Here is a 21,513-nt window from a genome sequence, read left to right on the forward strand (position 1 = left end):
TCAGAGCCCCCTAAAATACGAACGAACCGGTATGTTTGTTAAGCTTGAATTCCATCCTGTGCAAATCTGATCTCCAGTCTTCGTGTTTTTGATAACATAACCTCGTTTGGGTAAATCTTTAGATCCTCCATTGGTGTTGCCTGTATTATCAGATACATAATATGTAATCCCAAGAGATCCTTTCTGCTCAAAAATACTATCTGCCTGTTCTTTTTTCCCATGGTGTGGTAGCTGTATCAGTGAGTATTCCTCTAATTTATCCTTGATGGCTTCATAACTACTGTCCCCACATAACAATAGATTATTAGTTCCCACCTTAACTTTCACTTGAGTGCTCACGGCATTTACAACCGTTTCTTTATCAATGGTATCGCCTTGTCTATTGTCGATACGTTTTGCAACAGCGTCCAATGCATATTCCTGATCCGGTCCTACTATCGTAACTCCCGGACATACTTGCGTATCAGTAAATATATCTCTCAATTTAACTAATCCGGAAAGAGAATATATGTTTTCAAAAATTTCAGAAATCCTTCTTGTCAAAGAATCTCTAGTTATTCTTTTATCATTTATCCTCTTCAACAACTCATCTTTATATTTGAGCAACAAAAGCGTGTATATGTCTGAAATTTTATCTTGCTCTATTAAATAAGGAATCCCATCAAAATGATCTCCATCGTTGTGTGAAAGAACCAATTTCGCTTTTGAGTAACCGCTTTTCTTCATATAATCGAGTACTCTGTCAGCATGTTCTTCACAACCGCAATCAAAAATCACAAGTTCGCTTCCGGTGTCAATAAGTATACAATCTCCATTATTTGCTCCTGGATCCGTATATCCTTTTGATGATAAAAATTTAACTGTCAATAAATATTGCTCCTTTCAGTTTCAAAAAACTACACTTGTTAATTAGTTACTACGGGTAGCTAGCCCACTTCATCTCCGGAGTAGCACTCATCTCGTGCATCTGCTAGTAACAAGATATCATCACTTCCCAAGAAAGTCAAGTATATTTTTGAAGATTAAACGATTTTTTCGTTTTTACTCCGCATTATCATCATGTTAACCTCGTTCTATAAAACATTTATATTGATAAATTCGTTTTTATGTGTTACAATAAAGCAACAAAACATGAGGTGCTAAAAATATGCTAATCAAATTTTCGATAACAAATTTCCTTTCCTTTAATGACAAACAATGCTTTTCAATGGAAGCTGGAAAAGCACGCAAAAACTCCAAAAGGATTTATCGGAACAAAAACATAAAGCTGACTAAATGTGAAGTTATTTTCGGAGCCAATGCTTCGGGAAAATCTAACCTGGTAGAAGCATTTCAATTTGTTCAAGATATGGTCGTTGATGGACTGCCGCGAGGCTTCACAAATAAGTATTTCCGACAAATTCCGGCTAATCAATCTATTCCTTCTTCCTTCAAAATAGAACTTTTATTGGATAATAAACATATCGTTTATGAGTTTTCTGTCCTATTAAAGAACGGTTCTATTGAAGAGGAACATCTTTATGAATTAACTACTTCAAATCAGGAAAAGAGTATTTTTTACCGCAATTTGAAAAGTAGTATTTTCGAAGCTGGAGATTATTTCAAGAATAAAAATGCTGTTGAGAAATTAAATATGTATGGCGAAGACAGTATCGCAGATAGCGAGTTACTTTTTCTTTCCATAATTAATCACGGGAAAGAAAAAATGTACGAAGACAATCCAGAGTTAAAAATTCTTCGTAAAGTATATATTTGGTTTAACAATTTACTAACTGTAAGCAATCCAGACAGCATACTAACAGGATATCCTTATTTTTCGAGTTCCAACCTGAATGAAATTGCTAATCTCTTAAATGCATTAGGCACAGGGATAAGTGACTTAAAAATTGTTGAAGTTCCTGTAGACATTATAAAGAGCAAAGTGCCTGAAGAACTTTTTAATAAAGTAGTGGCTGATCTCGAAAAAAAATCGGCCAAAAAGGGAAGGCACCACAGTCCTTCCATCATGCTTCGTTCATATAAAGAATTTTATACTTTTGAATTAAATGAAAATGACGATTTAATCATAAAGACTATAGAATTTAGCCATGAGAGTAAATCTGTTTACTTCAATTTGAAGGAAGAATCGGATGGTACTGCACGGCTTTTGGATTTGATAGAAATTCTTTTAAAAGTTTCTGATAATCGGGTGTTTGTTATTGATGAAATAGATCGCTGCTTACATCCTGCAATGACTACACGAATGATAGAATTATTCCTTAAAATGGCAGAGCAACGAAATACTCAACTTGTTATTACCAGCCATGAATCACGATTATTAGCGACAGATATCCTCCGAAACGATGAGGTTTGCTTTGTGATAAAAAATAAAAAGGGCGAATCTATACTCAATCCTCTAGAAAAATACCAACTTCGTGCAGACAAAAAGGTTTATTCTGCAATGTTTGATGGTACTTTGAGTGACGTACTTCCTAATTATAATGAAGAAAAAATGGAATTTATTCTAAAAAAAGATAGAAGCTAAATCATCCTGTTCCCCATTCTTTATTATAGAAAAAGAACTTCGATAAACGTTTGTTCAAATTAACCGTTATGAAAAGTAACCGTATTCCCGATTCACATTGATCAGGAATACGGTTACTTTTTGCATAATCTATATTCAATCAATATCATAGGCATAATATCGGCAACCATCCATTCATCGGACTGTTTTACTATGAGCTCCTATGTAATTTACAACTATTCCGTTTCTTCCACTGTGATCCCTAGCCTTTCAAAAAATACCGCCATGTTAGAATATCTCCCAAGAGATTTTCCATCTTCCATGATAAACTCCCAGGTTTCTCCATAGGTTCCCGGTACATGGAAGGCGTCATCATACAAAAACTGAAGAAATTCCTCCGGATGGTCTTTGTACCGCATCGCAATCTCGTATGCCAGATCTTCCTTCTCATCGTCATCCAGGTCCTCTGAAATATCATGGAGTACGTGCTCCAGGTTCCTGGAAAAGTAATAAATTTCGTATGGGAAATCTGCCACTTCTTCCGATTTCATCAGATGGTAGACAATCCTCCTCTTACTGATGTTGCGCCGGATCAGCCGGTCTTTATTCTTTGCCGCAATGTATGTATCAAAATATTCGGTTTTCCCTGTGTCCGACTGACGGATCTGGGAGGTCGGGATGAAAGCGCCATCGGTATCAATAATCTGGACGACCTTCAGGATGTCTTCCTTTACGATATATGGGTGCTTTCGCAAATATTCCGCCACCTCCGTCTGAATCCGATCCGCAATATATTTCACCGTCATGTCCTCCCCGGCGGTAATGTCTGTATGGAGAACATCAAACTCCAGATCATGCTCCCTGACCAATTTGGAGTACACAAGAGCCAGAGCGTCTTCATCCGTGGGGCCTTCTACCAAAAGCAGGATAATCTTTTTAGTCATGGGCACCTACCTTCCCGGCCCGGCGCATCGCCAGTTCCATCTCATAGATATTGGTTTCGTCATATAGTTTCTCCTTCTGACCGCCCAGCTTGATGCTCCGCAGATAGGAGAGCCTTGTGTTCTGCGTGTTCTTGATATAGGCAGATTTGATATAGCGGTTATTCGGATTGACTGTGGTATAGATCAGGAACTCATTCTGCAGAACTTCCAGCGGGCGCAGATTATGGGAGGTAAAGATCAGCTGCCCTTTTGCTTTCTCCTGCATGACCTCTAAGCACTCACCCAGCAAATATTCATAGATGCCGGAATCCAGTTCATCCACGACCAGACAGTAGGACTCCCGGTTATAGCAGGCCACCAGATTGCTGCATATAGAAATCAGCTTCTTAATGCCGGCCGACTCATACAGCAGCGGAATCCGCGCCTCGCCTCGGATTGTGATGACTTCAAACTGGATCCCGTCTTTTCCCTTCTCCGTCAGTTTCTCAAATGCATTGTAAATCTCAATCCGGATGTTTGGAACCAGGGTTCTCATAACAATATTAATCTGCTCAATGGTGCTCTTTACATAAGGAAAGATTTCTTTCGGCACCACATTGATGTCCGTCAGTTTGAGCATAATCCCCGTGATCTTCGGTTTCATGGCATCCGGCCAGTCTACATTTACAGGGATAGTATCCAGGTTCAGAGCCAGAAGCCCATAATGTGCGTTCTCGATCACTGCCAGGTCATACAATCCATAATTCTGCAGTGGTTTTGTGAGCGTATATATTTTCTCGGCTTCCCCCTGTACCTTCTCAAACACTTCCTGCGCTTTTTTGGAAAACAGGAAGGAACCGATTTCCGGGACCTGTTTCTCCTCATTGAAATTTTCAGCAGTCTGCTGTGCCACGCCCAGCGCTACCATGCTTTCCATATCCCGCTCAAAAACAGAATAGTATTTCAACGGGCGGAAAAGTTGCTTCTCCCCTTTCTGATAATCAAACACCGGCGTCAGACGTGTCTTTTTTCCCTCTTCCAGCTTCTTCATGCTGAGTTTTTCCCCGCTCAGGCAGAAGCTGTTCTCCCCGTTCTTTGTCAGTTCTACTTCATATTGTACGAACATCGTACCTTCATCTGACCGGGCCTCAAATTCATAAGTAACATGGCCGCTCTTGCTGAGCGCATTGATATAGTGATAAAAATGAGACGGTATCCGCCTTCCGGAAAGCAGGCATTTCAGGAGTACCATGCAGTCCACAACCACCGTTTTCCCGGAACCGTTCTGTCCGTAGATCCCCAGGATACTTCCGCTCTTTCCCTGGGAGAACTCCAGTCTGCCATATCCAACGTTTTTAATATTCTCTATTTCCATTGCTACCAGACGAATGATATGATGCATTACAATGTACCCCCTTTGCTTTTTCTTTTATTATATGTTAGGATTCCCGTCAAGTCAATTCTTATTCTGTTTTCGTTAATATTTTTAACTATATTATTTTTATTGTTTATCTGCTAAGAAAAATAGCATCCTAAACCATTACAGTCAAAGATGCTATCTCTGTTTCACTTGTAAATCTTCACCTCATCCGGACAAATATCCTGGCGGTATCCTTTAAACACCGGTTGGCGGAGTGCCTGCCTGGTATTCGGCATATATTCTACAGTACATACATGGTCCGGCATTACCCAGACGGCATCCTGGTTTCCTGTAGGAAGCAGCTGGAAGGGATTTTGCCCAGTTGCTGTAAGCGCCGATACTGCCTCTGAAGTAACACCAGACGTCACATGGCCTTTATATACCAGAAGCCCATTCCTATATTTTGCCAGGATCAGGCTGTAGGTGTGCTTTCCCTTCCTGATATATCCAGCGACAATGAAATCTTCATCCGCCATCCGCTTGCACTTGATCCAGTCCCGGCTCCGTTTTCCCATCAGATATGCACTGTCTTTTCGCTTTGCCACGATGCCTTCCAGTTCTCTTTGTTCTGCAGCCTGATACAATGCGATCCCCTGTCTTTCGATATAGCGGGACACTGCAATCCGGTCATTCTCTGTAACAAGCCTCTGCAGGACATCCTTCCGCTGCATCAGCGGCTCCCACACCAGTTCCCTTTCATCAGCATAGATACAGTCAAATGCTACAAAAGAGGCAGGAAACCGGGCAGCTTCCAGTTCAATCTTAAACCGGTCTGTCAATAACGTTCTTTTCTGCAGCGCATAAAAATCCGGAACACCCTTTTTCAGCACCACGATTTCCCCGTCCAGGATACACTTCCCAGATACGTTTCGGTATATCTCGGACAGCTCTGGGAACCGGGAATCCATCTGCATATTCCGTTTGTTCCTAAAATCCACTCCTGTATTGTCCATGTAGGCCAGACAGCGGAACCCATCCATTTTCAGCTCATAGATCCACTCCGGATTATCAAATGCCTCTTCCTGCCGGCCAATCAGCATAGGGCTGGCACTCCTGGTAGCAAACAGATCCATCAGGCACTCCCAATCTGGTGCTGACCGCTGGAAAGCTCCAGGCTTTTCTGCAGCGCTTCCATCAGATCGATCACATTGGACGGGCCGCTGGTATCCACTGCGACGATTTCCTGTCCCTGTATCTTCTTGTGGATCGCCTCCCGCAGTCTTGCCTGGTACTCGTCCTGAAATGCCGCCGGTTCAAAAGGTTTTGTCATGTTTTCAATCAGCATTTTCGCCATATTCAGTTCATTCTCTTCCAGCTTCATTTTCGGCACGTTCTTCGGTACAGCTGCGATCTCATCCTGATAGAACAGTGTTTTTACAATAATCCCGTCTTTTGTCGGATACAGAACCAGCAGCTTTTCGTTGGTTCCCATGACGGTTTTTGCTATGGCCACTTTCCGCTGTGACAGAAGCGCCTGACGTAGAAGCTCGTATGCTTTTTCCGCTCCAGTCTCCGGAACTGCATAATAATCTTTCTCGTAATAGATCATATTGACCTCTGACATCCGGGCAAATTGGATGATGTGGATAGTCTTATCCTTTTTCGTCTTGATCTTCTCCAGTTCCTCATTGGTCATGACCACATATTTCCCTTTTTCGTACTCATAACCTTTGATAATATCATCGCTGGCCACTTCTTTGTTACAGTGCCTGCAGTATTTCTTGTATTGGATCCGCTCCTTGCTGTCCTTGCACAGCTGATTAAAATGGATATCATTGTCTATCGTCGTTTTATAGAGCCCCACCGGGATCAGCACCAGCCCCATAGAGATGCTGCCCTTATGTGCAACCGCCATATCATCACCTCGTTTTTGGGGATAGTATCTGTAAAAGCGGAGGAAATATGCAAAAAGAACAGCCGCCTGCTCAGTAGAGAATCAGGAGACTGTTCAATATATCTCTAAAAATTAGGATTTGTTGTTGACCTTATTATACAATAACCGGCCACTTTTAGGAATAGAGGAATTATAAATTGCTGAACAGAAGCAAGGGTTTGGGGATTTCCCCAACAAGCAAAATCCCCGGCCCGGCAGGGGTGGCTGGATCAGGAATTTGCCGGAAGTGTAGCTTACACTTCCTATGTTTGCTGCGTTACTTCGTTTGCTCCATTGGTGGCCCTCCTTTCTGAAAATGGTATAAGAAAAGCAGGAAACCTTTCACAAAGATTTCCTGCTCGGTATTGCCGCCGGTGGGCGGCTGGTATTCAGTTTAGAAAGATTAGATCAGGTTGGTGTAATGATAAGAAAAAACCACAGAACTTTATAAAATGGATACTATTTGGACAATGCTTGCTGATAAAAGTGAAATCACAACCCCCAGCATAATTCCTTTAACAGCCCCTTTAACATGGAATAAATAGTTCTTGTATTCCTTATCCATGTCCTCGGTTCCGGCTATCCTTAATTTTTTGCTATGACAAAATATCCCAATATCAAGTACAAGCATATCAAACAAATTTACAGCAATAAATAAAATAAGCACATGAAAAAATGCGGTTGAAAAGGTTTTTGCCCCGGAAAAATAAGCAACTGCGGATAAAAAAACAATGAATGCCAAAATAGCAATAAGTTTCTTTAGTATATGCTCTTTTTCTTCGCTCTTAATGGTATTTTTATATTGCGGTAAGGACTCCACTCTTTTTCTTATTTCTGGTGGATATGACATTATATACTTGATAGGATTTTTATATTGTGTTGGTAATATGATTGCCGCAAATATAATACAAGCAATCACACACTCTATCACAAAAAGCATTTGTTTACTCCTTTGTAAATCCTGTTTTTGTTGTTGGTTCTATTATACTATGGGGACTTACTTTTTGGAATAGATAAATTGTAAACTTGCCGGACGAGAACAGGGGTTTGGGATATGCCCCAATAGGCAAAATCCCCGGCCCGACAGGGGGCCGGGTCAGGGATTTGCCCGTATTTATAGGCTTTGAGATAATCAGGGCTGCTCTATGGGGCCTTCCAACAAAAACTTGAGCTTTTTGAGGATCTTCGTTTTCCGAGTATGAACAGCGCTGCGGAATACGCCAAGTTCGTCTGTATAGGGATGATTGGAAGCACAGAAAAAGGATAAGGAGATAACTGGTTGATCCCGTCATTTCCTTTAGCGAACAGAAAATCGGTAATATGCAAATATTAAGAAAGAAATGGCGGTTTATTTCAAAACCACCATTCATCAATTATTTTGAGAAAAGAACATAACAAATCAACCTACCGGCTAATGATTTTTATAAGTTATGTATTTTAGATTCACTTTTCTAAAAGAATTGCAATAGTGGGGCTATTGTGATGGCTTTTTTCCCCTGCAACATTTTCAAAGATTCCACTTACGTTAAAACCACTTTTATTAACTTCTTCAATCAGAGAATTTTGTGTAAAGCAAGTATTCCATATATAATATGTGGCAACCTCTGCGTCAGAAATAATAGTGGTTTGTTCCAAAGTTATTAAATCCTGATATTTATAATGACCGGATAATGCAATATAGCTGTGTTCTCTCCAAAAGCCCCCACTTGGACAGCTTTCCCACGTTTGTCCCTCTCGAAAGGAGTCAAATGTTTCCTTTGAAAAAACATCTAATAATAATTTCCCTCCCGGTTTTAGGTGCTGATATATTATTCGTAGAAGTTTTTTTCTGTCATCCGTGGATAAAGCTCCATAATCACAATATATCATCGTTATAAAATCGAAAGTCTCATGTAATGACATTTCTAAATAGTCTTGAAATAGATACTTAATATGTAACCCTTGTTTTAGTGCGGAATTTCTTGCATACTCTATGGCTCTATGTGAAAAATCAATGCCCGTTACCTTATATCCATATTGAGTAAATTTTTCAGCATACAGCCCAGGTCCACAACCCATATCAAGAAGCAAAGGATAACTTGTAGGCGGTATAGTATCTTTTATCCATGCCGCCGATTTATCTATAAAGGAAAGTTTCCGGCTTGCTCCCTCAAATTCGGGGTCAAGGTGGGCTTTGAGCATTTGTTTAGAAATGTGTTCGTCATTCCAAAACTCACCAGCTGTTTTTTGGTAAAGCAGGGGTTTTTCTAAACTTTGGATAATTTTGTTTAGCATAATTTTCTCCTTTCTGTATGCAAAAAAATAAGCCGTAGATTTTACTCTACGGCTAATCTTGCAACTGATGAAGAATAGTTAAGAGTAAAATAAAATCAAACATAGGTACAAAAAGAAGGCTGCATTATACAGTTTGAAACCTATTAAGTTGATTTTATTTACTCTTTTCCAGTCATATCCATGTCACCGATTATGTAACACCTGATACGCCGGAGCTTCATCACCTTTTTCTTTCGAATTATGCACTTATCATACCGTAGAAAGAATCTTTTGTCAATGTTGATATTCTATCATTTCTACCTGTCCTTTCAAATCTCAATCTTTTTGTTATGGCCAGGTTTTGTGAGACAAATTATTTAATCTCCGCCAGAGAGGATCTTTAAATACATAGAAGAAAAGTCCACAAGGAAACGCCGGATGTAGCAGCCTGCTGGCCCTGCCCCGGCGTTTCCCTCATATTGTCATCAGTTTTTTCTCCGCTATGCAGAATTAATAATTCTGTATAAATTTTCCAACAAAGACTTGAGCTTTTTGAGGGCCTTCATTTTCCGAACATGAACAGCATTACGCTACACTCCAGAACGCCAGCCATGCAATGCCGTTTTGCAGGTCGTCTTGATACTCTGATACCATGTCCCTAAGACTTGTCATCGGTGGCCCTCCTTTCTGAAAAATGGCATAAGAAAAGCAGGAAACCTTTCAATGATTTCCTGCTGGGTGGTGCCGCCGGTGGGAGGCGGTTATTTTTCAAAGTTCGGGTCAGGTTAGCCCGACAACTTAGGATTTGTCATTCGACAAATATCGTTGATAAACCTCTAGTAATATCATTATAAACCGAACTTCCATCAAGAATGGTTCCAAATGTATCAATCCAAAATGGTATATAACCACACCTACTGGCAACCATCTGCGAACCAATATTTGTTACAGAAGCAGAATAAAATGGAATAATATTTCGCGCCAGTAATTCTTTCGTTAATCCCCTCACTAAATATGTTCCCAATCGGGCATTTCTATATTCTTCCATAACATCTACGCCTATTTCCCATATGTCATTTACGGATGATTCTGCCGCACCTGCCACTCCAATAATTCTATTCTTGTCCTTTGCAATGTAAGCAGCTTTTGTTGATGTAGAACCATTTTCATCAAATGCTACGGAATTTTCAAAACCAGTCAACCCAGTAAGAGACAAAATATCTCTTTCAAAAAGATATTCGCACTCATAATTCAACGATACTGATGCGTCTTTTGTATAGTTATCATTAGGAACATAATGTATTGTCTGGCCATAAACCAACGGAAGTTCAAAAATTTCATCTCTATTCTTACTTTGTACAAGTTCTCGTACTTTATAATACAAATCTTCTGATGTGCAAATCACAACACAATTTCTATAGGCTAGTATCTTAATATATGGTTTTTTTGCATTGAAATTAACAGAATACACTACTGATTTTCCATTTAATTCGTCTGCACTACAATAAAATTCCTTTGACAATAATTCCTCAATTTTACTTTTAATAATTGCTTTCATATCCATCCCTACAAATTCCAATTTTCTGCTCTACAACTTAGGACTTATCGCTTAGGCTTTGTAATGTTTTTAAGATATGATCTCACAAGGTAAATTCTTTCTTTAATTTCTTATATGAAGGTTTACTGGAGAAAAAATTCCTTCTGCGTTCAATCATATCGCATACCATTTTATATGCTGTTTCTTCGGATTCCAATTCAGGACAAAGCTGTTCAATACAATGATTATATAATTCTTCATGCCATTCAATATACAGATCTCCTACATAAAAGGAGTCCTTGAGTATCTGGAGAAAACGATTAAAGTATTCTTTTCCCTCTTCAAAATCTCTTTTTAGAAAGCAAAGCATCGCCAATTCGTATACCTCCCAGAATCCTCTTCCTTTCGGTATGTTATTAAGCTGACTTTTCATCTGTCTTTTTGCATAGTCCATATCACGAAACTGACGATACTCCCTTACTTTTTCCATGGCAGCTTCTGCAAAATCTTCCATCTTTTTCTCATAGGCAGCATCATTTCCTCTATACGAAACATATCCCACTTTATTTACACGATAGCCGATATTAAACGCCAGCGTTTCGTTTAAGCCTTCACTGGTTTCCCATAAGAAACTGATTCCGACATTCAGATATGAACCCCTGTCATATGAACTGGGCTGAAATTCTACCTGTATTACAAAATACCCGTTATCATCAATCCATGTTCGTGAAGATCCCACTCTAAAAAGTCCTTCAGGGGCGAGTATTCTCTTGGCTGCTGCATTTATTATTTTATTATGTTGTCCTGCCATCTTCCCCTCCCAGTAATAATTCCATCAAAAATTTCAATTTGTCTCTTCATTCCTTCGCCGCTTCCTTCTTTGCTTCCTCCAGCGGGAAATTCGGTATCTCTTCCAGCAGCTTCAGCCCGATCTGCTGTTTCAAATCCTCATCCACAATCTTCTTCACGCTTCCATCCGGCTGTTCGATTTCTACTGTCGCCAGTTCTTCAATATAATCCGCATAATACGCCAGCACCTTCTCCAGCGCCCATTTTTCCCCGGCGACTGCAGCCTCAATCGTCTTTACATCCAGCGTACATTCCTGCTCCTGCATCACATCCCGCTCCCTTCCCTTAGAATACTTTCATCATACCATATGCGGTCCGGATAGCATAGTGGCAGCCTGCCTGATTTCCCATGGAATTTCCCGTCAATCCCGCACTGGCGCATAGACCGCTTCCACCTCCATCCCGTCATCCGTCTGATCCAGCCGCACATAATAATCCCGGATGTAGTAGCTGATATACTGCTCCTGCAGGGAATACAGCTCCAGCGTCTGAAAATCCACCAGGCAGAGATCCCTGGGCTTTGGTTCTTCCCCTTCCGGTCCATAGGTTTCCATGACAGCGAGCAGCTTATCCAGGCAGTCCTGGCAAAGAATAGCTTTTGCTTTCTCCACATCCAGGATGCTATCTTCCCCATAGCTGACTTCCACTGTGGAAATCCCACGGGAGGGTGTCTGTGTACTGGAGAAGAAATCTCCGCCTTCCCCTGTGCCTGTCATAGCAGTCCTGGTGCCGCTGGTATCTGTTCCATCCTTCTCATGAGGCAGGATGCCTAAGTCCAGCACATACCACGGATTTACGCTGATTATCCCCAGATCATCAAACTGCCGGAAATATCCCATCAGGCTTTCCTTTGCTGTGCCGCACAGATAACAGCCCTCCGGATCCGACAGCTCCGACTGGACTGCTGGCAATTCTTTATACTCCATAGAAGTGAACTCTTCTTGTTGCGGCATATCTGCCGTATCTTTCATTTTCCCAAAAGCTGTGAAAAAAAGAAGCAGGGCAGCCAGGATGCCCGCTCCCCATACCAGTTCTTTCCTCATCCGGTAATACTTTCCCTTCTGCATCGTCCTTCCTCCCGCTTTATTTATGTCTGCAACAAGTATTATTTGTGTCTGTTATGAGCATAAATAGTGTGTGGTTCAGGCACTATTTATGTCTTACCATAAAGGCAAACATGGAAAAGGGGGTGTAAAGAACATGGAACAATCTGAAATCAGTCGGATCGGCAGGATCCTGAAGGAACGGCGGCTCCAGCTCGGATACACCCAGGAATATGCTGCAGAAAAAGCAGGCATTTCCTATTCATACTATACCAAGATTGAACGTGGACAACAACTTCCATCTCTGGAAGTTGCCATGGTCCTTTCCAAAACCTTCAGCCTGTCCATGGATCGCTGGCTTTTAAGCCAGGCGCATGATTCCAGGATGTCACCGGCTGCCTTAAACCTCATCCAATATGCCAGCTCCCTGGATAACAAAACCATCGAAACGATCCAGGAGCTGCTCTCCAAAGCCTCCCTGGTAGAGAAACAGAACTGACCGCAGGGCCTAAGCCCCTGCGATTTTGCAATGAATACATTGCAATTATACTCGGAATATCCAGTAGAATCAAGGAAACTGCAATGAATACATTGCAAATTCACGAGATCGGTTTCGGCATACTCCCGGAAACACGAAAAAGGAGGCTTCTTTCATGGAACAAAAACTGAAACAGGATATTCAGATTGGCGAAACCATCCGCTCCCTGCGCATGGAGCGGAAACTGACGCAGGACCAGGTGGTTTCCAAACTGCAGCTTATGGATCTCGACATCACCCGGAGCATCTACTCTCAGATTGAAGGCGGTACCTACAGCATCCGCATCTCGGTCCTTGCAGGCCTGGCCCAGATCTTTCAGGTGGACTATAACACCTTCTTTCGGGATGTCCATCTCCCAGGTTCGGAATAATTCTTCTCTCCAAATCTTCCCACTTTCTCTTCGTTCTGACCGTGGCACACATTCTTCCCGGTTTCGCACAAAACTGGCACGGTTTTGCGATTGTGCCGTAAATTTCCCCATGTTACAATAGGTACTGTCAAAATTATATGCAACGAAAACGCAGCGCATCCAAAGGCGGCAGCCTCCCGCCCGGATTGGCTGCGTTTTTTCGTGCAGGGAAAGGAGGTTTCCCTTCAACAACTTCATATGGCTTTGCAGAAGCATTCCGCATTGACCGGGCTGCTTCTGCTTTTTGAGGCAGGAAATTATAAGCACGGGCGGGAAAAGCAATCCCGTCCGTTTTTTCAAGATCAATGAAGGAGGTCATACATGAAACAGTTACCTGCAAACTCTTCACCGGAGAAAAAGCGGACGGTCTGCTACGGGAAATACCTATACGCAGCCTTCCTGCTCTTTACTCTTGTCGCTGCGAATGTCCAGCCGGTGCTTGCTTCCAATATGTGGGACAAGGCCAATGAGATCATGAAGGATGTTTATAACCAGATTGTCCTCATATCCACCATTGCCGCCGTAGTGACCGCATCCGTGGCGCTGCTTTTGATGAATTTCTCGAAATCCGGCAAAACCGTGGATGAGAGCCGTGCCTGGCTGAAGCGGATCATCATTACCTGGGCGATTCTGAACGGCCTTGGTTTTATTATGGCATACATTACCCCGTTCTTTGCCGGAGGCACATACAGCGGATAAGCCCGGAAAGGAGGAAACCACATGGGAATACTGGACGGAATCGTGGAATGGATCGCAGAACAGGTCATGAACATCCTGGATCTGATCACCACTTCAGTCCTGGGCGCCCTCGGCTGCTCCATGGACACGTTCCTGCGCTATTTTCCTGCAGCTGAAACCATGTACGATGTGTTTCTGGCACTGGCTCTTGGCCTCATCCTCTTAAACTGGGTGTGGCAGCTTTTCAAGAACTACTTCATGGGTGCCGGAATCGAAGCAGAGGATCCCCTGAAACTTTCCATCCGTTCATTTCTTTTTATCTTCCTGGCCTTTTATGCGGAAGACATTGTAAACCTGCTTCTTGGTATCGCCGGGACGCCTTATGACTGGATCTTAACGGAGGAGCTTCCCTCCCTGGATTTTGCCAGCTTCAATTCAGTCATCACCGTCATCCTGGGTGTATGCGCCAATGGAGCCGTGGCGATTATCGCCCTGATTTTAGTTTTGATTTTGGCGTGGAATTACATCAAGCTGCTCTTTGAGGCAGCGGAGCGCTACATCCTTTTGGGAGTGCTGGTCTACACGGCGCCGGTTGCCTTTGCCACAGGTGCCTCCCAGTCCACCGGGAACATCTTCCATTCCTGGTGCCGGATGCTGGGCGGGCAGTTCTTCCTGCTACTGATGAACGCCTGGTGCCTGCGGCTGTTTACCAGCATGGTCGGCACTTTCCTCGCAAACCCGTTATCACTCTGATGAAAGGAGGAGTCCATGAAATACAAAAAACCAATCCTCACTGCCCTGGTACTGGTTTCCTGCCTGGTTTTGTTCTGCTCCATGCCGGTCTTTGCGGCAGAGCTGACAGAAGCCCAGGTGGAGGAAGCCGTAGCAGAACAGGGAAAGGAAGCCGTGACCGGAAATGTGTTCATCTGGTTCCTCTGTGCCATTGCTTTCCTCAAGGTTTCCCAGAAGATCGACAGCTTTATGGCATCCCTGGGGATTAATGTAGGAAACACCGGCGGGAACATGATGGCGGAGCTGCTCATTGCAGGCCGGGGCCTTGCCGGAGCCTTCCATGGGCATGGTGGTGGCGGCGGATACCGCAGGGCATCCTCTCCCGGAAGCGCAGCCGTTGGCGGCAGCTTTCTCTCCGGAGGGCTTGCCGGTGCAGTGGGACGCCAGGTACAGCGGGAAGCCGTCAATGCTGCTACCCACTATTCGGAAGGGCCCAGCGTCGGGAATATGCTCTATCAGTCCTCGCTCAAGAAAGGCGGAGACTTTGCCAATAATGTGATCAGCAATATCGCCCAGGGCAATTACGGGCAGGTCGGCTCCATCAAAGGGGAGGATGCGGCAAAAGCCTATGCCTCCTACATGGGAATCGACACCTCTGCTCCGGATGCCGCCACCTACTCGAACATGGAGATCGGCGGCGGACGGATGACCGGCGTGGAAAAAACGGATGCCGGCAGCCGGGAATTTGCCCTCTACAGTGCTGACCAGTACGCAGCCCCTACCCATGGCAGCTTTGAGACAGTCCAATCTGTGGACGGTGCTGCCTGGTATAAGCAGTACGCACAGGATACGGTGGAGAAAACACCGTATGACGCTGGCAATGGAAAAGTCGCCTACAACGAATCCATTGTCCAGAAGCTGCCGCCTGCCCCGCAGCGAAAGGACCGGATGTAAATGGCGGAGCAAAGCTCCGGCCTTGGGGAAGCTGTCGATGTAGGCACCAGTGCAGCCTCCCACTTACAGGCCATGAAGACCGCCGCCCATCTATCCAAGACCGTGGCGGGTGCGGCAGCCGGTCCCTTTACGGCAGCCATCAGTGCTGCCATCGCAAACCGGCATACTCTTTTGAAAGCCGGAGCCGTTATCCTGGGGTTTTTATTGCTTCCCGTGCTATTCATCCTGATGCTGCCGGGGCTGATCTTTGGATCTCTGACAGAAAACACTGGGGCTTTAAACAGCAATGCCCTGATCAATGAAAATATCCAGAACGCCAGGCAGGCGATTGTGGAAGTCCTGGAAGAAAGCCATGCGGATCTTTTAGAAGAGATCAACACTGCCATTGCAGCGCTTCCGGAGGGCTCCACCGTACAGATCGTAGATCCCTATGAGACGACCATAGCGGTCAATGCCCACCTGCTGATCTCCCAGTTCTGTGCCAGCCAGGATGATTATGAAAATATCAATATCGACAAACTCCAAAGCCTGATCCGGGAAAACAAGGACGGGCTTTTTTCTTATGATGTAGCGGAAGAAACCGTTTCTGTGGAAGTGGAGACGGAAGCCGCAGAAGGGGAAACTCCTCAGACGGAAACCGTTACATTTACCCGCTATACCTATACCGTTTCCTTTGCCGGTGACGCCTATTTTGCTGACCATGTATTTTACTTGAGCGAGGAACAAAAGGAACTGGCGGAAAACTACGCCAGTAACCTGACACTCTTCTTTGGCGCTGCCTCCGGCACGGCTATGGCGATCAACTTAAGTGATGAGGTGCTTGCCTACCGGCCACTGGTATCCGAGATTGCCGCCCGGTATGGGATGAGCGATTATGTGGAGCTGATCCTGGCCGTCATGATGCAGGAATCCGGCGGACGGGGAAGCGATCCCATGCAGGCATCGGAAAGCGGATACAATACCCGGTTCCCCAGAGGCCCCGGCACGATCACCGATCCGGAATACTCCATTGAGTGCGGCATCCAGGCGCTCCGGGACGTCCTGCAGAAAGCCGGATGCACCGGGCCGACGGACCTGGACCGGATCAAGCTGGCCCTCCAGGGCTATAATTACGGTTCCGCTTACATCGACTGGGCCATGGAACGGGACGGCGGCTACACAAAGGAAAACGCCATTGCCTACTCCGACATGATGTGCGCCCGGCCCGGCTGGAACTATTCCATCTACGGGGACAAGGAGTACGTGGATCATGTCCTGCGCTATTACCAGGTACTGAATACCGGCGGCACTTACCCGGCGAACGGGATGCAGATCCCCCTCTACATCCAGACGGAATACGGAAACATCCCTTACGGCACCGGCTCCATTGCGGACTGCGGCTGCGGGCCTACTGCCTTTGCCATGGTAGCAAGCTACCTGACTGGCAGCACCATTACTCCGGTGGATGCAGTCGCCTGGTGCGGCAATTCCTATTATAAGGCGGGGGAAGGCACCTACTGGTCCTATTTCCAGGCGGCGGCTTCTCATTTCGGATGCGGAAGCGTCACCCAGACCACGGATGCCAATGCGGTGCTGCAGGCGTTATCAGAAGGCCGTCCGGTCATCTCCTCCCAGAGTCCCGGATTATTCACGTCCGGGGGGCATTTTATCGTCCTTAGGGGGCTGACTGCGGACGGGAAGGTGCTGGTAAACGATCCCAATGATAGCGACTCCAAGAACTACGTGAACCGTGCATTTGACATGATGACGGAAATCCATGCGACTTCCTCGCAGTATTGGATTTTCGAGAAGAAATAGAGGAGCACTTATGAGCAGATTAAAACTGATCCTGTCCATCCTCCTGATGCTCTTTCTCCTATTGGTCGCCATCTTTCTTCCCTCCAAGCTCCGGGAACAAAAGGAAACACCGGATCCAGAGGCACAGGCAGAGGCCGCCACCCAGGAAGAGACAACACAGCCAGAGGAGCTGACCGAGATGGACTTTTTATCCTTTGAAGAACTGAGCCAGTTCTTCTCCTCCGCCCAGACTGCATCCCTAAAGGAGCAGTTTCCGCTATATCTTACTCTTATCGGGCGGACAGACATTACATCGGCAGAATATCTGCCGGATGAAACCGGGTATCCGGATACTACCACAGTTGAACTACATTTTCTCCTGTCCGATGACAGCACCCTTCCAGTGTTCTATGACACCATGACGGGTGCTTTTTCTTTTGGAGAGGAGCGGACGGTGCTGGGGACATCTGGAAAAACCTATGAAAAACCGGTAGTGGATACCCTTCCTTCTGTCTCCAGCAGTGAAGTGGAGCAGCGCCAGGAAGGCGGCTATGCGGATGTGACCGCACCGGAATCACCTGCACCGGATACCGGGACAGAAGAAACGGGAACTACGCAAAGCGGAGCTTCCGAAAATGCTGCGGATCCCGCACAGAACACCCAGGACGGAGAGGAGGTGCTGCCATGAGCAATCCGGATGAGCAGCGGACCTCCTTTATTCCGCCAAACTTTATTGAAAAAGGGAAAATCTTAAATGGAACCTTTGATATCCGCAATGCGATTGAAGCCATTATTTTCGCCCTGCTGATCGGGGTGCCGGTGGTCCACCTGCCGTTTTCCCTGACTACCCGCATCATCATCCTGTGCATGACTGCCCTTCCGGCGGCCATGGTATCCCTCATCGGGATCGGCGGAGAGAGCATCACTGCTTTCCTTATGAACGCCCTTCGCTTTTTGAAGAACCGGCGGGTGGTTTACCGCTCTGACGCAATGCCGGAGCCAAAGAAGAAACGGCAGAAGCAGCCTGGCACGAAAGAAGCAAAAAAGCCTGCCAAACGGGAACGGCGGAAGAAAACGAAAAAGGGCTCTTTGGAGGATTCTCCCCCTTTTGAGGGGGCCGGTCAGCAGGACGATGCACCTCCCACGAAAGAGGCGCCCCAGCAGGATCTGTCCGGCTCCCCTTCCCCCACTCCTTCTGGGAAAACGAAACGGAAAAAGAAACGGGAGCCAAAGGTTCGTGAGCATAAATCCTTCGATACCTCCACCCGGCGGGGCATCCGCAGGCAGGCCAGAGAAGATATTCGGCAGTTAGCCTATGAGCAGAAATGCGCAAAGATAGCAAAGCGCCGGGAAGAGCGGGCGGAGAAGGAAAAGCTCCGTGCGGAAAAGAAACAGGCTGCGCAGGACGCCCGCCTTGCTGCACGGCAGACGAAAGCAGCCCGCAAGGCAGAGGCCCGAAAGGCAAAGGAGACGCAGGATGATAAGGCTGTACAAAAAAGTGCTTCAAAATCCCGTCAGACAGCATCCCAGTCTTCCGCCAGGAAAAAGAAACGGAAGCTACAGACTATAGAGGACTACCTTCCGATTGAAAAGATTGCCCACGGTGTCATTTACACAACGGATGGACGGTATGTAAAGATCCTGGAAGTCGAGCCCATCAACTTCCTGCTCCGAAGTGCCAGGGAGCAGATGGGGATCATCTACAGCTTTATCAGCTACCTGAAAATCAGCCCGGTAAAGCTGCAGATCAAGATGATCTCCAAACGGGCGGACATCAACCAGCATCTGGAGAAATCCAGACAGGAGCTGGAAAATGAAACGGATCCCCGGTGCCGGGAGCTGCAGGAGGATTACCTGAAGTTTGTCCGGAACCTAAGTTCCAGGGAGGCCGTTTCCCGGCGGTTCTTCCTTGTTATGGAATATGAACCTTTTAACGTCAACCGGAAGGTGACGGAACGGGAGATCTTAGAATCCCTAGAGACGACGGCTCAGACAGCCAAGACCTTTCTGTACCAGTGCGGCAATGAGGTGACAGAACATGAAAATCCGGATGAGTTTACCACGGATGTGTTGTACACCCTCTTAAACCGCTCCCTTTGCACCACCCATCCCTTGCAGGAGCGCATTGCTTCCGTATTGGCACGGTACGCAAAGGAGAACCGTGCCGATGAGGATATCCGCATCAGTGAATTTCTCTCTCCGGAAACCCTGGATTTCCGGCACTCCAGCTATGTGCTGATCAACGGGGTCTACCACTCCTATCTGTACGTACCGTCATCCGGCTACAAAAGCCGGGTGGTGCCGGGGTGGCTGTCTCTTTTGGTAAACGCCGGGGAAGGCATTGACGTGGATTTTTATCTCCACCGGCAGCCAAAGGATAAGATCCAGCAGCGGCTGGGACAGCAGATCCGGATCAACCGTTCCAAGATCAAGGACGCCTCGGATACCAATACCGACTATGATGACCTGGATTCCGCCATCCGCTCCGGTTATTTCTTAAAACAGGGGCTGGCGAATAATGAGGACTTCTATTACATGAGCCTTCTCATTACCGTCACAGCCTCTACTTTAGAGGAACTGCAGTGGCGGGTACAGGAGATGAAAAAGCTCCTGATCTCCCAGGACATGGACCTGAGAACCTGCTACTTTCTGCAGGAGCAGGGCTTTTTATCCACGCTGCCCCTGGCATCCCTGGATAAGAAGCTGTATCAGCTTTCCAGGCGGAACGTTTTAACCAGCGGGGCGGCCAGCTGCTATCCTTTTGTCAGCTACTCCATCTGTGATGACAACGGGATTTTATTTGGTGTCAACAAGCATAACAACAGCCTTGTCATTGCGGATATCTTTGATTCCCGCCAGTACAAAAATGCCAACGTGGCGATCCTGGGCTGCTCCGGTGCAGGGAAAACCTTTACCATGCAGCTTTTTGCCACCCGGATGCGGCGCAAGAACATCAAAGTCTTCATCATAGCGCCGCTGAAAGGGCATGAGTTCTACCGGGCCTGCAAGAATATCGGCGGGGAGTTCATCCAGATTTCCCCCGCCAGCCGGAACTGCATCAACATCATGGAGATCCGGAAAACGGATAACTCCGTCAATGAGCTGCTGGACGGTCCTTCCATGGACAACTCGGCACTGGCCGGAAAGATCCAGAAACTGCATATCTTCTTCAGCCTGCTCATCCCGGACATGACCCATGAAGAGCGGCAGCTTCTGGATGAGGCACTGATCAAGACCTACGCAAAAAAGGGGATTACACACAAAAACGAATCCCTGATCGATCCGGCCCATCCGGACCGGTATAAACCCATGCCGATCCTGGAGGATGTCTACGATATCCTGATGGAAAGCGATGACACGAAACGCATGGCCCACATCTTAAACCGGCTGGTCCACGGCTCTGCTTCCTCTTTTAACCAGCAGACCAATGTGGATCTGACCAATAAGTATACGGTTCTGGATATCTCCGAGCTGACCGGTGATCTGCTGACGGTGGGAATGTTCGTTGCCCTGGATTATGTCTGGGATATCGCAAAGGAGAACCGGACGGAGGAAAAAGCGATCTTCGTGGATGAAGTCTGGCAGCTCATCGGTGCGTCCAGCAACCATCTGGCTGCGGAATTTGTCCTGGAGATCGCCAAGATCATCCGGGGATACGGCGGTTCTGCCGTCTTTGCAACGCAGGACTTAAACGACTTTTTTGCCCTGGACGACGGCAAGTACGGAAAGGGAATCATAAACAACTGCAAGACTAAACTTGTCCTGAACCTGGAAGACGAAGAGGCGCAGCGGGTGAAACAGATCCTGCATCTCTCGGAAACGGAGGTGATGAACATTACACACTTCCAGCGGGGCAATGGTCTGATATCCACGAATAACAATAACATTACTGTGGAATTTAAGGCATCCGCCCTGGAAAAAGAGCTGATCACTACTGACCGGCAGGAACTTCTGGAGATCCTGGAACGGCACAGACAAAAAGCAGCCGGGTAACGATGCCAAAGCAACCCATGGGGAGTGTCTGA

20 protein-coding genes are annotated in these 21,513 nt (G+C 46.0%); 9 read left to right on the forward strand and 11 right to left on the reverse strand.

What is annotated here, in order from left to right; translation table 11 throughout:
• Positions 1-867, reverse strand: a complete 867-nt coding sequence (locus LQE94_RS12225) for an MBL fold metallo-hydrolase (RefSeq protein WP_240577826.1) — start codon at positions 865-867, stop codon at positions 1-3.
• Positions 868-1,147: 280 nt separating this feature from the next.
• Here LQE94_RS12225 and LQE94_RS12230 point away from each other — a divergent pair, with 280 nt between their 5' ends.
• Positions 1,148-2,524: an AAA family ATPase gene (locus tag LQE94_RS12230; RefSeq protein WP_240577827.1), complete on the forward strand. Its 1,377-nt coding sequence runs from the start codon at positions 1,148-1,150 to the stop codon at positions 2,522-2,524.
• A gap of 215 nt (positions 2,525-2,739) precedes the next feature.
• On the opposite strand, the gene LQE94_RS12235 is transcribed toward LQE94_RS12230, so the two are convergent.
• The 10 genes from LQE94_RS12235 to LQE94_RS12280 all read right to left on the reverse strand — a co-directional run bounded on the left by LQE94_RS12235 (position 2,740) and on the right by LQE94_RS12280 (position 12,425).
• Complete coding sequence (locus LQE94_RS12235; RefSeq protein WP_240577828.1) at positions 2,740-3,447, reverse strand: hypothetical protein; 708 nt, start codon at positions 3,445-3,447, stop codon at positions 2,740-2,742.
• Positions 3,440-4,828 carry an ATP-binding protein gene (locus tag LQE94_RS12240; protein WP_240577829.1) on the reverse strand — a complete coding sequence of 463 codons (1,389 nt, stop codon included), beginning with the start codon at positions 4,826-4,828 and terminating at the stop codon, positions 3,440-3,442. Before LQE94_RS12240 ends, LQE94_RS12235 begins: the two co-directional genes overlap by 8 nt.
• A 164-nt stretch (positions 4,829-4,992) precedes the next feature.
• A complete protein-coding gene (locus LQE94_RS12245; RefSeq protein WP_240577830.1) occupies positions 4,993-5,886 on the reverse strand; it encodes an ATP-dependent DNA ligase in 894 nt (297 codons plus the stop codon).
• Positions 5,887-5,918: 32 nt separating this feature from the next.
• Complete coding sequence (gene ku / locus LQE94_RS12250) at positions 5,919-6,701, reverse strand: non-homologous end joining protein Ku (RefSeq protein ID WP_240577831.1); 783 nt, start codon at positions 6,699-6,701, stop codon at positions 5,919-5,921.
• Between the two features lie 463 nt (positions 6,702-7,164).
• Complete coding sequence (locus tag LQE94_RS12255; RefSeq protein ID WP_240577832.1) at positions 7,165-7,659, reverse strand: hypothetical protein; 495 nt, start codon at positions 7,657-7,659, stop codon at positions 7,165-7,167.
• Positions 7,660-8,162: 503 nt separating this feature from the next.
• Positions 8,163-8,993, reverse strand: a complete 831-nt coding sequence (locus tag LQE94_RS12260; RefSeq protein WP_240577833.1) for a class I SAM-dependent methyltransferase — start codon at positions 8,991-8,993, stop codon at positions 8,163-8,165.
• 787 nt (positions 8,994-9,780) lie between these two features.
• On the reverse strand, positions 9,781-10,530 hold the full coding sequence (locus LQE94_RS12265) for a GNAT family N-acetyltransferase (protein ID WP_240577834.1): 750 nt from the start codon (positions 10,528-10,530) through the stop codon (positions 9,781-9,783).
• Between the two features lie 82 nt (positions 10,531-10,612).
• The gene (locus LQE94_RS12270) at positions 10,613-11,320 is read right to left on the reverse strand and encodes a hypothetical protein (protein ID WP_087314327.1); all 708 of its coding nucleotides are present in this window, start codon (positions 11,318-11,320) and stop codon (positions 10,613-10,615) included.
• Positions 11,321-11,366: 46 nt separating this feature from the next.
• Entirely contained in the window at positions 11,367-11,624 is a 258-nt protein-coding gene (locus tag LQE94_RS12275; protein ID WP_227708683.1) for a helix-turn-helix domain-containing protein, read from the reverse strand.
• Between the two features lie 96 nt (positions 11,625-11,720).
• Positions 11,721-12,425, reverse strand: a complete 705-nt coding sequence (locus tag LQE94_RS12280; RefSeq protein ID WP_240577835.1) for a hypothetical protein — start codon at positions 12,423-12,425, stop codon at positions 11,721-11,723.
• 133 nt (positions 12,426-12,558) lie between these two features.
• Between LQE94_RS12280 and LQE94_RS12285 the strand changes: the two genes are divergently transcribed.
• From LQE94_RS12285 to LQE94_RS12320, 8 genes are all read left to right on the forward strand, one after another.
• On the forward strand, positions 12,559-12,900 hold the full coding sequence (locus tag LQE94_RS12285; RefSeq protein ID WP_240577836.1) for a helix-turn-helix domain-containing protein: 342 nt from the start codon (positions 12,559-12,561) through the stop codon (positions 12,898-12,900).
• A gap of 154 nt (positions 12,901-13,054) precedes the next feature.
• On the forward strand, positions 13,055-13,309 hold the full coding sequence (locus LQE94_RS12290; RefSeq protein ID WP_054352600.1) for a helix-turn-helix domain-containing protein: 255 nt from the start codon (positions 13,055-13,057) through the stop codon (positions 13,307-13,309).
• Between the two features lie 360 nt (positions 13,310-13,669).
• A complete protein-coding gene (locus LQE94_RS12295; RefSeq protein ID WP_106789441.1) occupies positions 13,670-14,047 on the forward strand; it encodes a fimbrial protein in 378 nt (125 codons plus the stop codon).
• Between the two features lie 21 nt (positions 14,048-14,068).
• Complete coding sequence (locus LQE94_RS12300; RefSeq protein ID WP_240577837.1) at positions 14,069-14,779, forward strand: conjugal transfer protein TrbL family protein; 711 nt, start codon at positions 14,069-14,071, stop codon at positions 14,777-14,779.
• Between the two features lie 15 nt (positions 14,780-14,794).
• Positions 14,795-15,712, forward strand: a complete 918-nt coding sequence (locus LQE94_RS12305; RefSeq protein WP_240577838.1) for a hypothetical protein — start codon at positions 14,795-14,797, stop codon at positions 15,710-15,712.
• On the forward strand, positions 15,713-17,509 hold the full coding sequence (locus LQE94_RS12310) for a lysozyme family protein (protein ID WP_240577839.1): 1,797 nt from the start codon (positions 15,713-15,715) through the stop codon (positions 17,507-17,509).
• Positions 17,510-17,519: 10 nt separating this feature from the next.
• Positions 17,520-18,176 carry a DUF5038 domain-containing protein gene (locus LQE94_RS12315; protein WP_240577840.1) on the forward strand — a complete coding sequence of 219 codons (657 nt, stop codon included), beginning with the start codon at positions 17,520-17,522 and terminating at the stop codon, positions 18,174-18,176.
• The gene (locus LQE94_RS12320; protein ID WP_240577841.1) at positions 18,173-21,481 is read left to right on the forward strand and encodes a TraG/VirB4 family ATPase; all 3,309 of its coding nucleotides are present in this window, start codon (positions 18,173-18,175) and stop codon (positions 21,479-21,481) included. Before LQE94_RS12315 ends, LQE94_RS12320 begins: the two co-directional genes overlap by 4 nt.
• Positions 21,482-21,513: the final 32 nt, after the last annotated feature.

Source organism: Mediterraneibacter sp. NSJ-151 (assembly GCF_022487435.1).
Classification (GTDB): Bacteria; Bacillota; Clostridia; order Lachnospirales; family Lachnospiraceae; genus Schaedlerella; species Schaedlerella hominis.